Source organism: Saccharothrix hoggarensis (genome assembly GCF_052936025.1).
Genome location: NZ_CP193624.1, coordinates 6,973,527 through 6,986,360, shown reverse-complemented (window position 1 = coordinate 6,986,360; position 12,834 = coordinate 6,973,527). Strand labels below are relative to the sequence as shown.

Below are 12,834 nucleotides of genomic sequence, written 5' to 3'. Positions count from 1 at the left end.
CGTCGGCGGCCCTATGGTGGGTCGTGTGGCAACGAAGCCGTTCGCGTCCAGCGCCGACCTCGCGCCGAAGGACGAGGAGTTCGTCCAGCTCGCCGAGGGCGTCTACACCCTGACCGCCGAGGGCGACCCCAACGTCGGCGCGATCGAGGGCGAGGACTTCCTCGTCTGCGTCGAAGCCCGCGCCACGCCCAAGGCGGCCCGGCGCTGGCTCGACCGCCTCCGCGAGCACACCGACAAACCCGTCCGGTACCTGGTGCTGAGCCACTACCACGCGGTGCGCACGCTCGGCGCGAGCGCGTTCGACGCCGCCGAGGTCGTGGCCCACGAGAACACCAGGGCGCTGATCGCGGAACGCGGCCGGGCGGACTGGCTCAGCGAGTACGGCCGCATGCCGCGCCTGTTCGAGGAGCCCGAGGGCATCCCCGGCCTCACCTGGCCGACGTTGACGTTCTCCGACCGGCTCACCATCCCGCTCGGCGGCGACCGCGGCGAGGTGGAGCTGCGCTTCTGCGGGCGCGGCCACACGGCGGGCGACGTCGTGGCGTGGCTGCCGCACCAGCGCATCCTGTTCGCCGGCGACCTGGTCGAGTCCCAGGCGGCGCTCTACACGGGCGACGCGTTCCACGACGAGTGGGCCACGTCGACCCTCGACCGCGTCGCCGCGCTGGGCGCGGAGCAGCTCGTCGGTGGCCGCGGCGCGCCGGCCCGCGACCGCGCCGAGGTGGCCGCGGCGATCGCCCAGTCCCGGCACTTCCTCGACGAGCTGCGCCGCACGGTCGGCACGGTGCACGTCGGCGGCGGCACGGTGAAGGAGGCGTTCGAGGCCGCCCACGCCGCGCTCGCGCCGCGTTACGGGCGCTGGCCGATCTTCGAGCACTGCCTGCCGTTCGACGTGCAGCGGTACTGGGACGAGTGCGACGGCGTGGACTGGCCCCGCATCTGGACCGCCGAGCGGGACCGCGAGGTGTGGGCGGCGCTCCAGTGAGGCCCGTGCTGGTGGTCGGCGCGGGACCGGTGGGGCTCGCCGCCGCGCTGCTGCTGGCCCGCGCGGGCGTGCCGACGACGGTCCTCGAAGCCGCCGAGCGCCGCGGAGCCGTGGGCAGCCGGTCGATCTGCGTGCACCGGGACGTGCTGAACGTCCTCGAACGCGTCGGCGTCGGCCGGGCCGTGGTGGACGCGGGCGTCACCTGGTACCGCGGCCGGACCTACGTCCGCGACCGCGAGGTGCTCACCGTCGAGCTGCCGCGCGGCGCGGGCTTCCCGCCGTTCGTGAACACCCCGCAGACGACCGTCGAGCGCATCCTGGAGGCGAAGGCCCTGCGCGAGCCGCTGGTCGACCTGCGGTACGGCAGGCGGGTCGTCGGCCTCCGCCAGGGCGGCGGCGACGTCACCGTGTCCACAGTGGACGGTGAGTTCACCGGGACGCACTGCGTGGCCGCGGACGGCGCGCGGTCGACCGTCCGAGCCCTGCTGGACGTCCCGTTCGACGGGCACTCCTTCGACGACCGGTTCGTCATCGCCGACATCCGGGTGGACCTCGGCCACCCCGAGCCGGAGCGCCGCTTCTACTTCGACCCGCCGTGGCACCCCGGCCGCCAGGTCCTGGTGCACCCGCAGCCGGACGGCGTGCACCGCGTCGACTGGCAGGTCCCGGAGGGCTTCGAGCTCACCGACGAGCACGTCCGCGCCATCACCGGCGACCGCCCGCACGAGGTGCTGTGGCAGTCCACGTACCGCTTCCACCAGCGCCGCGCCGCCCGGTTCCGGGTGGGCCGGGTGCTGCTCGCGGGCGACGCGGCGCACGTGATGAGCCCGTTCGGCGCGCGCGGGCTGAACTCCGGCGTCTGCGACGCCGACAACGCGGCGTGGAAGATCGCCCTCGACCGGGCGGGCGAGGCGGGGCCGCGGCTGCTGGAGTCCTACCACGACGAGCGCGCCGCGGCGGCCGACGAGAACCTCCGCGTCACCGGCGAGACCATGCGGTTCCTGGTGCCGCGCACGGACGCCGAGCGCGCCCACCGCCGGCACGTGCTGGAGCACGGCCCCACCGACCGGATCGACTCCGGCCGGCTGTTCGAGCCCTTCCCGTACCGGGACTCGCCGCTGACCACCAACGGCGACGGCGCGCTCCGCCCGGACAGCCACCGCCACGGCCCCGGCTTCACCGTCGAGGACGGCGCGCTGATCCGCCCGGACGGTCACGTCGCCGCCATCCCGCCCGCCGACCTCGACCAGGCCCTCCGCCGGGCCAAGGGCTTCACCGCCGACGCGGGGCGCGCGTGAACCCCTCCGGCTTCAACGTCAGCATCTCCGCAGCCGGTAGTCGGTAGTCGGTAGTCGGTAGTCGGGAGAGCCGACCAGGTCGTGGCGCCGCAGCAGCGTGCCCAGCGCCAACGTCGCCTCGTGCACCGCGAACTGCCGATCAACGGCCTACTGCTGCTGGTGGCCGCACCTCGGAACGTCGACCCCTGAGCGGTCCGGTTGGCCGACCGAGGTTGGGTGACGCGCCACCAGGCACGGGCTGCCGGTGCGACAGGTCAGCGCATCACGGCGTGCGCGCCGTTCCGGCGGTGCGGCGCTTCGCGGATCGCAGGTAGCGCTCCAGTCCGTTGAGCTTCTGGTCGGCGATGAACGTCGACCGCTCGTTGATGATGAGGTCCTCGGCGTGCCGGATGCAGGCCCATGCGGAGTCGCCCCACGGATCGGCGACCTTGACCTCGACGGGGTTGTCGCAGGGGCTCGACAAGCCGAGCTGGCACGTCCGGGGGTGCTCGGCATCGAGGTGGTCGGCCGCGAGGTGGCGCAGCTGGCCCGCCAGCTTCGCCGACGCAGTGGCGTGTGGTCCGGAAGCCTCGTCCAAGCCGCGTTCGGCGCGCACCGCCTGGATGGCGGCCAGGCGCAACTCCAACTGGTCGGCGACGATCCCGGCAAGCGCGGTGAGCGTCGCGATCTGGGCCTCGGTGACCTCGCGGGGTTCGCGGTCGATCACGTTGACCGTGCCCAGCCGGTGCCCGTCGCCGGTGATGATCGGCGCGGCGGCGTAGAAGCGCAGGCCCAGCTCGCCGCGCACCAGCGGGTGGTCCAGGGTGCGGGAGTCGACCGCACCGTCGTTCACCACGTACGCCTCGTCCTGCAACACGGCCGAGGCACACAGGCCGGGCTCGGCGCCGATCTGCGTGACGCCCGACAGACCGTGGCAGGCCGCGAACCACACGCGGTCGACGTCCACGATCGTCACGGTCGCGATCGGTGTGCCGAAGACCTGCGCGGCCACACGGGCGACGTTGTCGAAGCTACCGTCGGCGGGCGCGTCCAAGATGTGGTAGCGATGGACCGCCGACAGACGTTCTGGATCGGTGTGGGAGGGCACGCCGGCAACGGTAACCGAGGATCACCGCAGGTCCGGGCCCCGGAGGCAACCTTGTGACCGTGCCGCGTGCCACGTTTGACCATCGACAGCAGTGGGTAGGAGCGTCGGATCGACGCGTTCGGTCAGCGCTCGACCAGTGAAGCCGGCACCGACCCAGCCGAGGTCGCGTGACGCAGCACCAGCGAGGTCGCGTCGGTAGGTCGAGCGTGGTTTCCGGTGATCACGCTCTTCGATCGCCGGAAACCACCCTCGACGTGCCGACCTCCCGGCGACCGAGCCGCGACGCCGGAGGCGGCGCAATCAGACACTGATTCCGGTCAGCACCATCGTGCGTTCCTCGGTGAAGTCCTCCATCGCCGACCGCACGCCCTCGCGGCCGGTGCCGGAGCCCTTCACCCCGCCGTACGGCATCTGGTCGGCCCGGTACGACGGCACGTCCCCGATGATCACGCCGCCGACCTCCAGCTCGGCCGCCGCCTCGAACGCCACCGTCACGTCCCGCGTGAACACACCGGCCTGCAACCCGTACTCGGTGGCGTTGGCCTGCTCGAACGCCTCGGCCACCGAGTCGACCACGGCGACCGCCAGCACCGGCCCGAACACCTCCTCGCGCCACACCCGGGCCGACGGCGGCACGTCCTGCACCACGGTCGGCTCCACGGACGTCCCCGAACGCCCGCCGCCGACGTGCAGCGTCGCGCCCGCCGCGACGGCCTCGGACACCCACTCCTCGACCCGCTTCGCGTTGTCCTCGTCGATCAGCGGACCGACCTCGACCTCCGGGTCGTGCGGGTCGCCGGTCTTCAGCGCCCGCACGGCGGCCACCAGCTTGGGCACGAACTCGTCGGCGACGTCGCGGTGCACCAGCACCCGCTGCACCGCGATGCACGACTGACCGGCCTGGTAGTTGCCGAACGTGGCGATCCGGGACGCGGCGAGGTCGAGGTCCGGCCAGTCCGGGCACACGATCGCGGCCGAGTTGGAACCCAGCTCCATCAGCACGTGCTTGCGCGGCGCCGCGTCGGCCAGCGACCAGCCGACCGACGTGGAGCCGGTGAACGAGATGATCGGCAACCGCTCGTCCGTCACCAGCGCCTTCATGTCCGCACCGCGCACCGGCAGCACGGAGAACGCGCCTTCCGGCAGGTCGGTCTCGGCCAGCAGCTCGCCGAGCAGCAGCGCCGACAGCGGCGTCGCGGACGCGGGCTTCACGATCACCGGCGCGCCCACCGCCAACGCGGGCGCGACCTTGTGCGCCACCAGGTTCAGCGGGAAGTTGAACGGCGCCACGGCGAGCACCGGCCCGCGCGGCACCCGCCGCACCACGGCCAGCCGGCCCTCGCCGCCCGCGTCGGTGTCGAGCCGTTGCAGGTCGCCGCTGAACCGGCGCGCCTCCTCGGCGGCGAACCGGAACGTGTTCACGGCCCGCTGCACCTCGATGTTCGCCCACTTCAGCGGCTTGCCGTTCTCGGCGGTGATCGTCTCGGCGATCTCCTCGGCCCGGTCGGCCAACGCCCGCGACACGTCGAGCAACGCCTTCGCCCGCACGTGCGCCGGTGTGCGGCGGAACTCCTTGGCGACGGCCGCGGCGGCGGCGACGGCTCGTTCCACCTGCTCCGGACCCGGCACGGCGACCGAGGCGACCTCGGTGCCGTCGAACGGGTGGTGGACGGTGATGGCTTGCACGCCCTGTTCGGCGTGTCCGGCGATCCAGCAGGGCCGTGGCTGGGGCGTGAACGCGTCCATAGCCACACCGTAGGCCCGGCGCGAGTGGTTGGACCTATCGATCTTGGAAGTGGGCGCGGACGTACTCCGCGTGGCCCAGGTAGTGGACGTCGTGGCGCTCTTCCCGCTGCCGCCGGAACTCCGGCCGTTCCCGGATCATCGCGACCATGTCGTCCAGCCGGGCGAGCACGTGCCGTCCCAGCCCTTCGGGTGACATGCCGTAGGCGTCGCAGAACAGCTCGGCCCGCCGCCACTGCTCGTCCGGCGTGCCGAACTCCGGCGAGAACGGCACCAGGCAGTAGGCCGTGTAGGCGACGTCCCACCAGCGCGGGCCGGGCCGCGCGCCGTCGAAGTCGAACACCCCGACCGGCAGCCCGTCGCGGAACACCATGTTGTACGGCGCGAGGTCGTTGTGGCAGATCACCTCGACGGGTGACAGCGCCGGGAACTGCCAGCCGTCCACCACGGCGGCCAGGTCGGCCGACGCGTCGTGCAGCCGCCGCGCCATCCGCGCCACCGCCGTCAACGTCTCGTCCGAGCGCAGCGGGACGGGCAGCGGCGGGTGGCCCACTTCACCCTCCAGGTACGACAGGACTTCGCGACCGCGGTCGTCCACGCCGCGGGGGACGGGCGAGATGCCAAGCGGCGCAAGGTGTTCCAGCAGCCGGTGCACGTTCGGCGTCCACGGCCCGGTGGGCCTGCGCACCGTCGACCCGACCCGCACGACCTCGTTGATGCCGCCTCCGGTGAGCGCTTCCTCCGTCACGCATGACATCCTTCACCTGCGCGGATCCGCCAGACGAGAGGTTTTTCCCCAGTGGCCGAGAGCAGCAACCGCCCTGTGCTGGTAGTCGACTTCGGCGCGCAGTACGCGCAGCTGATCGCCCGGCGAGTCCGGGAGGCGCAGGTCTACTCGGAAGTCGTCCCGCACACCACGCCCGTGGCGGAGCTGCTGCAGCGCGACCCGGCCGCGATCGTCCTGTCCGGCGGCCCCGCCAGCGTGTACGAGCCCGGCGCGCCCCAGGTCGACCCGAAGCTGTTCGAGCTGGACGTCCCGGTGTTCGGCATCTGCTACGGCTTCCAGGCCATGGCGGGCGCCCTGGGCGGCACGGTCGAGCACACCGGCACCCGCGAGTACGGCCGCACCGAGCTGGGCGTGCAGCAGGCCGGCGGTCTCCTGCACGAGGAGCTGCCCGCGAACCACCCGGTGTGGATGAGCCACGGCGACTGCGTCACGAAGGCCCCCGAGGGCTTCACCGTGACCGCGACCAGCGAGGGCGCGCCGGTCGCCGCGTTCGAGGACACCCGGCGCCGGTTCGCGGGCGTGCAGTACCACCCCGAGGTGGGGCACTCGCCGCACGGCCAGGAGGTGCTGCGCCGGTTCCTGCACGAGATCGCGGGCATCCGGCCGCAGTGGACGACGTCGTCCATCGTGGACGAGCAGGTGGCCCGCATCCGCGAGCAGGTCGGCGACGGCAAGGCCATCTGCGGCCTGTCCGGCGGCGTCGACTCGGCGGTCGCCGCTGCCCTCGTCCAGCGCGCCATCGGTGACCGCCTGACCTGCGTTTTCGTCGACCACGGCCTGTTGCGCGCGGGCGAGCGGGCGCAGGTGGAACGCGACTACGTGGCCGCGACGGGCGTGAACCTGGTGACCGTGGACGCCCGCGAGCGGTTCCTGGACGCGCTCGCCGGCGTCACCGACCCGGAGCAGAAGCGCAAGATCATCGGCCGGGAGTTCATCCGGGTCTTCGAGCAGGCCGAGCGCGACCTCAAGGCCGAGGGCGACTACCGGTTCCTGGTGCAGGGCACGCTGTACCCCGACGTGGTCGAGTCGGGCGGCGGCGCGGGCACCGCGAACATCAAGAGCCACCACAACGTCGGCGGCCTGCCGGACGACCTGCAGTTCACGCTGGTCGAGCCGCTGCGGGCGCTGTTCAAGGACGAGGTCCGCCGGGTCGGCACGGAACTGGGCCTGCCGGAGACCATCGTGCAGCGCCAGCCGTTCCCCGGGCCCGGCCTCGGCATCCGGATCATCGGCGAGGTCACCCAGGAGCGCCTGGACATCCTCCGCAAGGCCGACGCCATCGCCCGCGAGGAGCTGACCACCGCCGGTCTCGACCGGTCGATCTGGCAGTGCCCCGTGGTGCTGCTGGCGGACGTGCGCAGCGTCGGCGTGCAGGGCGACGGCCGCACCTACGGCCACCCCGTCGTGCTGCGCCCCGTGTCCAGCGAGGACGCCATGACGGCCGACTGGACCCGCCTGCCGTACGACGTGCTGGAGCGCATCTCGACCCGCATCACCAACGAGGTCAACGAGGTCAACCGGGTGGTCCTCGACGTGACGAGCAAGCCGCCGGGCACCATCGAGTGGGAGTAGTCCCCACGCACGCCGGAAGGGCCCGTCCTCCCCAGGACGGGCCCTTCCGCTTTCCCCCACACCCTTGACGGCACCCCCTGGCCCCGCACCCCGTGACCCCTCCGGCTCAGCGCCTCCGCCGCGCCGACCCCGCCAGCAGCCCGAGGCCGATCACCATGGCCCCGCCCGCCAACGCCCACCGCAGGTCGAGGAAGTCCGGCCACGTCGCGCCGTCGGACAGCATGTAGGCGGCGGCGACGAGCGCCGCGATCCCGAACACCAGCCCCACCACGTCGACGCCACGCTTCTCGATCGAGTCCCGGTCACCCACGGCTCACCACCACCTGTCCGATTTCGCTCCGCACGTCGAGCACGATCTCCAGCCCGCCCGGCCCGTCGGCGCCGTGGTCGGTGACCTCCTCGTGCCGGCTCTCGCCCTCCGACTCCTGGCCGAGGCACTGCACCGCGCCCAGGTCGGTCCGGCAGGTCACCGTCACGTCGGCGTCGGCGGGCACCGTCACCTCGGCGTTGCCCAGCCCGACCTCCACCTCGGTGGTCACCTTGCCCTGGTTCGGCAGCCCGGTCAGGTCGAGCACCACCTCGCCGATGCTCGCCGAGTACCGGTCCTGCACCTGCTCGACCGACGTCGGCTTGGCGTGGCTCGCGCCCACCTGGTCCGAGTCGACGCCTTCGAGGTCGAGCGACGTCATCGCCACCCCGACGAACGACAGCGGCACCACCAGCCAGATCAGCCCGCGCCCACCGCCGCCGCGCAGCGCGCCGAACAGCATCCCGGCGCCGAGCACGGCCACCAGCAGCCCGATGACGTGCGGCGCGGTGAACCAGTCCCAGCGCTCCGCCGACACCAGCGAGCCCGCCAGCACCACGAGCGCCAACCCGAACGCCACCGCGCCGACCCGCGACCTGCGCCGCACCGGGCGCGGCTCCGCGACCACCGGCTCCGCGGTCGCGCCGGGCTCCGGCAGGTCCCACGCGAACGGCGCCGCGCCCAGCGGGTCCCACGCGGGCGGCGTCACCCGCGCCGTCGCCTGCTCCTCCGTCGACACCTCGTCCCCCATGCCGAAAGCCGGCGTCGTCTCCGGTCGGTTGAGCTGCCCGCGCCCGCGGTGCAGCACGTAGATCGCGCCGATGGACAGCAGCACGCCGCCGACCATCGTGAAGCCGCCGTCGACGAAGAAGCCGGTCGCGGGGATCACCGCGAGCCCCAGCAGCACGGTCAACGCGGTCGGCGTCGAGCTGCGGCCGCGCCCGAGCAACGCCTCGGCGGCCGACACCTCGTCGTCGGACTGCGCCAGCCACAGCCAGCCGAGGAGGTAGACGAGCACCCCGGCGCCGTTGCACAGCGCCATCGCCACGAACGCGACCCGGACGATCACCGGGTCGATCTGGTACCGCCGGGCGATACCGGCGGCGACACCGGCGATCTTGCGACCGTCGTGTGGCCGCCTGGGCCTGCTGGCCCAGAAGTCCTTCAACGTCGCTTCGACGTCGGACGCGCTGATGTTCCCGCTCACGGTGACCAGCTTGCTCAACGCGGGCCGCCCGCACATCGGGGGCGCACCCTGAACCGCGCATCGGGTGGAACCCTGATGACCGCCCCCGACGGGCGTGTGACGATCGTCGGGTGAGTGTGGAGACGAAGGCCGTCGAGCCGGTGCGCCGCAGGCGGACGGGCCGGGTGGTCGCGGGCGTGGCCGGCGGTGTCGCCGACCACCTCGGCATCGAGGTGTTCTGGGTGCGGGCGGCGTTCGCCGCGCTGACCGCGCTCAACGGTGTCGGCGTGATCGCGTACGGCCTGCTGTGGTTGTTCGTGCCGCAACGCGCGGCGGACGAGCCGGAGGAGCCGCCGAACCCGCGGGAGCGGCAGCAGGCGCTCGGCCTGGTCGCGCTGGGCATCGCGGCCGCCGTGCTGGCCGGCCTGTTCTCCGGCCCGGTGAGCGGCTGGATCGCCGGACCGCTCGCGGTGGCGCTGGTCGGCGCGGCCGTGGTGTGGCGCGAGGCGGACGAGGCGCAGCGCCGGAAGTGGCGGGACGGCGCGAAGTCCGGCTTCCTCGGCACGGGCCGCAGCACGATCGTCCGCGTCCTGGCGGGTGTCGCGCTGGTCGCCATCGGCATCGGCGTGCTGCTGGTCAACAGCTACGGCATCGACCAGCTGCGGTTCGCGCTGCTCGCCGTCGTGGCCACGCTCGGCGGGGTGGCGGTGCTCACCGTGCCGCTGTGGATCAAGCTGATCAACGACCTCGGCGAGGAGCGCCGGGTCCGCATCCGCACCGAGGAGCGCGCCGAGATCGCCGCCCACCTGCACGACTCCGTGCTCCAGACGTTGGCGCTGATCCAGAAGCAGGCCGAGCAGCCGCGCGAGGTGAAGCGGCTCGCCCGCGGCCAGGAGCGGCAGCTGCGGGAGTGGCTGTACGGGCGGGTGGTCGAGGAGAACAGCCAGCCGACGACGATGTCCGCGGCCATCGCCAAGGCCGCCGGCGAGGTGGAGGACAGCTTCGCGCTCGCCGTGCAGCAGGTCGTGGTCGGCGACTGCGCGCTGGACCCGAACCTGTACGCGCTGGTGCAGGCGGCGCGCGAGGCGATGGTCAACGCGGCCAAGCACGCGGGCGTCGGCGAGATCAGCGTGTACGGCGAGGTAGAGCCCGAACGGGTCACCGTGTTCGTCCGCGACCGCGGCAAGGGGTTCGACCCGAAGACGGTGTCGGAGGACCGGCATGGCCTCGCCGACTCCATTGGGGGGAGGATGGAGCGGCACGGCGGCGAAGCCCGGATCCGCACCCGGCTGGGTGAGGGCACGGAGGTGCAGCTGATGATGCCGAGGAAGACCGCAGACAAGCGAGAGACGGGGGCCAGGACATGACCGTTCGGGTGTTCCTGGTGGACGACCACGCGTTGTTCCGCGCCGGGGTCCGGGCCGAGCTGGAGTCGATCACCGACGAGGTCGAGGTGGTCGGCGAGGCGGGCTCGGTGGGCGAGGCGGTCGCGGGCATCGGGCACCACCGCCCGGACGTCGTGCTGCTCGACGTGCACATGCCCGACGGCGGCGGCGCGGAGGTGCTGCGGCAGGTCCGCAAGTCGTCGACGGACGTGGTGTTCCTCGCCCTGTCGGTGTCCGACGCGGCCGAGGACGTCATCGCGGTCATCCGCGCGGGCGCCCGCGGGTACGTCACGAAGACCATCTCCAGCCAGGAGCTGGTGCGCGCGGTCGTGCGGGTCTCGGAGGGCGACGCGGTGTTCAGCCCGCGGCTCGCCGGGTTCGTGCTGGACGCGTTCGCCGACCGGCCCGGCGCGGCCCCGATCAGCGACCCGGAGCTGGACCTCCTCACGCCGCGCGAGCGGGACGTGCTGCGGCTGCTGGCGCGCGGCTACGCGTACAAGGAGATCGCGTCGGAGCTGTTCATCTCGGTGAAGACGGTCGAGACGCACGTGTCGAGCGTGCTGCGCAAGACGCAGCTGTCGAACCGGTACGAGCTGTCGCGCTGGGCGTCCGACCGCCGGCTGGTCTGAGGCTCCGGCGTCAGCCGAGTTCCGCGGACCGGACGATGAGCAGCCTGCCCTCGACGGGCTCGACGACCAGTTCGTACCGCCCGGCCGTCTCGACGCCCGCCCGCACGAACGTCACCCGGACGTGGACGACGAACCGGCTGCCGTCCTGCGACGACACCGCGATCCCGTCCGCGCCGACCTGGTCGTACGCGCCCCACGTCCGGGTGTACTGCTCGAACGTGGGCCGGTAGGACAGCGCCAGGTTCTGGTACGCCGTCGCGGGGTCCTCCGGCAGCGCCTCGTAGTGGCGGCGCACCAGCTCCGTCGCATCGCTCGCCGTGGGCCCGGGCGCCGGCGGCGCGGCGGAGGAGTCCCTCTGGGACACGAGGTAGGCGGCGGCCGCGCCGCCCGCGAGCAGCAGCGCCAGCGCCGCCGCGACGGCGAGCACCAGCCAACGGCGTCGCGTGCGCCGCACGGGCGCCTGGCCGTCCACGGGCGGCGTGGCGGCCTCGGAGGGTTCCCCCGGCGCGTCGACCTCCCGAGGGCTCCCGGGGCCGCCTGCGGGGGCCTGGGCCGCCTTGCGGCGTCGTTCGCGCGGCACGGGCGGCTTGACCGCCTCACGGCGCCCCGACGACTCCTCGGTGAGCAGTTCGGCGGCCTCCGCGGCGGCCGGGCGGGCCTCCGGGGCGGTGGCGAGCATCCTGGTCAGCACGTCGGTGAGCGGTCCGGCGCGGGTCGCGGGCTCGACCTTGCCCAGCGCGGCCCGGTAGAGCAGTCCGAAGCTGTTGTCGCTGAGGCCGTAGGGCGACTGGCCCTCGGTGGCCGCGTACAGCGTCGCGCCCAGCGAGAACACGTCGGACGCCGCGTCCGGCTGCTCGCCGCGCGCCACCTCGGGCGCGAGGTACGCGGGGGTGCCGGTGATCATGCCGCTGCCGGTGAGCGTGCCGTCGCCCGCGGCGCGGGAGATGCCGAAGTCGGTGAGCTTGACCGTGCCGTCCTCGCCGATGAGGACGTTGGACGGCTTCACGTCCCGGTGCACGATGCCCGCCGCGTGGGCCGCGGCCAGCGCTCCGGCCAGCCGGCCGCCGATCCGGGCCGTCTCGGCCGGGCTCAGGCCACCGCGCGCCGCCAGCACCGCGGCGAGGCTGGGCGCGGGCACGTACTCCATGACCAGCCAGGGCCGGTCGTCCTCGAGCACCACGTCGAAGATCGTGACGGCGTCGGGGTGCTGGAGCCGGGCGGCGTTGCGCGCCTCGCGCATCGCCCGTGCCCCGGCCACCCGGGCCTCCTCGGAGGTCACGTCCGGCCGGCGGAACTCCTTCACCGCCACCTCGCGGTCGAGCAACTCGTCCCGCGCCCGCCAGACCACACCCATGCCGCCGCTGCCGATCGGCTCGACCAGCGCGTACCTACCGCCTACCGTCCCCCCGGACCGCGTCACAGCCTGGAGGTTAGGCGATGAGGTCAGTTGGTCGAGACCAACTTGGCCAGTTCGCGGTCGAAGTCGATCCACAGGTCCTCCTCGCCGGGCTGGACCACGTCGTAGGTGAGGTCCAGGAACTCGGCGATGTCCTCCGCGTCGGCGGAGAGGATCGCGAAGCCCGTCGGGGCGTTCAGCTCCACCAGGACCCGCTCCGGGTCGTCGGCGGCAGGCCGGACGAGGATGTCGCCCTCGCCCGACGCGGTGAGCAGGCCGTCCGCGAGCAGGTCGCGGGCGAAGATCCACTCGACCTTGCCCTGGCCGGTGTGGAACAGCACGGCCACGGCGTACGGGTCCTCCGGCTCGTAGTGGAGTTCGGCCCCCACCGGCGCCGGAGCCACGCCCGGGACGAGGAGGTGGAACGTCGTCGCGATGGTGATGCTCTCGTTGCTCATG

12 protein-coding genes are annotated in these 12,834 nt (G+C 73.2%); 5 read left to right on the top strand and 7 right to left on the bottom strand.

Translation table 11 applies throughout. From position 1 onward, the window contains the following. Positions 1-25 precede the first annotated feature (25 nt). Together ACRAKH_RS31665 and ACRAKH_RS31660 are read left to right on the top strand one after the other, a co-directional pair. On the top strand, positions 26-985 hold the full coding sequence (locus tag ACRAKH_RS31665) for an MBL fold metallo-hydrolase (RefSeq protein ID WP_447009481.1): 960 nt from the start codon (positions 26-28) through the stop codon (positions 983-985). Next, positions 982-2,283: an FAD-dependent monooxygenase gene (locus ACRAKH_RS31660; RefSeq protein WP_380725573.1), complete on the top strand. Its 1,302-nt coding sequence runs from the start codon at positions 982-984 to the stop codon at positions 2,281-2,283. Before ACRAKH_RS31665 ends, ACRAKH_RS31660 begins: the two co-directional genes overlap by 4 nt. Before the next feature lie 262 nt (positions 2,284-2,545). Here the strand turns inward: ACRAKH_RS31660 and ACRAKH_RS31655 are convergent, their stop codons facing one another. From ACRAKH_RS31655 to ACRAKH_RS31645, 3 genes are all read right to left on the bottom strand, one after another. Further along, positions 2,546-3,370 carry a GAF domain-containing protein gene (locus ACRAKH_RS31655; RefSeq protein ID WP_380725571.1) on the bottom strand — a complete coding sequence of 275 codons (825 nt, stop codon included), beginning with the start codon at positions 3,368-3,370 and terminating at the stop codon, positions 2,546-2,548. A 300-nt stretch (positions 3,371-3,670) separates the two neighbouring features. Continuing rightward, positions 3,671-5,116: an aldehyde dehydrogenase family protein gene (locus ACRAKH_RS31650; protein ID WP_380725569.1), complete on the bottom strand. Its 1,446-nt coding sequence runs from the start codon at positions 5,114-5,116 to the stop codon at positions 3,671-3,673. A gap of 34 nt (positions 5,117-5,150) precedes the next feature. Beyond that, positions 5,151-5,861, bottom strand: coding sequence for a phosphotransferase enzyme family protein (locus ACRAKH_RS31645; RefSeq protein WP_380725567.1), 711 nt, complete (start codon positions 5,859-5,861; stop codon positions 5,151-5,153). Positions 5,862-5,912: 51 nt separating this feature from the next. Here ACRAKH_RS31645 and guaA point away from each other — a divergent pair, with 51 nt between their 5' ends. Next, entirely contained in the window at positions 5,913-7,472 is a 1,560-nt protein-coding gene (gene guaA / locus ACRAKH_RS31640; RefSeq protein WP_380725565.1) for a glutamine-hydrolyzing GMP synthase, read from the top strand. Positions 7,473-7,578: 106 nt separating this feature from the next. Here guaA and ACRAKH_RS31635 read toward each other — a convergent pair whose 3' ends face one another. Together ACRAKH_RS31635 and ACRAKH_RS31630 are read right to left on the bottom strand one after the other, a co-directional pair. Beyond that, positions 7,579-7,782 carry a hypothetical protein gene (locus ACRAKH_RS31635; RefSeq protein ID WP_380725563.1) on the bottom strand — a complete coding sequence of 68 codons (204 nt, stop codon included), beginning with the start codon at positions 7,780-7,782 and terminating at the stop codon, positions 7,579-7,581. Beyond that, complete coding sequence (locus ACRAKH_RS31630; protein ID WP_447009480.1) at positions 7,775-8,986, bottom strand: PspC domain-containing protein; 1,212 nt, start codon at positions 8,984-8,986, stop codon at positions 7,775-7,777. Before ACRAKH_RS31630 ends, ACRAKH_RS31635 begins: the two co-directional genes overlap by 8 nt. Before the next feature lie 110 nt (positions 8,987-9,096). Between ACRAKH_RS31630 and ACRAKH_RS31625 the strand changes: the two genes are divergently transcribed. Further along, complete coding sequence (locus ACRAKH_RS31625; protein ID WP_380725559.1) at positions 9,097-10,332, top strand: ATP-binding protein; 1,236 nt, start codon at positions 9,097-9,099, stop codon at positions 10,330-10,332. Continuing rightward, positions 10,329-10,979 carry a response regulator gene (locus ACRAKH_RS31620; protein WP_380725558.1) on the top strand — a complete coding sequence of 217 codons (651 nt, stop codon included), beginning with the start codon at positions 10,329-10,331 and terminating at the stop codon, positions 10,977-10,979. The genes ACRAKH_RS31625 and ACRAKH_RS31620 overlap by 4 nt, the downstream gene beginning before the upstream one ends. Before the next feature lie 10 nt (positions 10,980-10,989). On the opposite strand, the gene ACRAKH_RS31615 is transcribed toward ACRAKH_RS31620, so the two are convergent. Together ACRAKH_RS31615 and ACRAKH_RS31610 are read right to left on the bottom strand one after the other, a co-directional pair. Beyond that, on the bottom strand, positions 10,990-12,399 hold the full coding sequence (locus tag ACRAKH_RS31615; protein ID WP_447009479.1) for a serine/threonine-protein kinase: 1,410 nt from the start codon (positions 12,397-12,399) through the stop codon (positions 10,990-10,992). Positions 12,400-12,422: 23 nt separating this feature from the next. Then, positions 12,423-12,833, bottom strand: coding sequence for an SsgA family sporulation/cell division regulator (locus tag ACRAKH_RS31610; protein WP_380730082.1), 411 nt, complete (start codon positions 12,831-12,833; stop codon positions 12,423-12,425). Position 12,834: the final 1 nt, after the last annotated feature.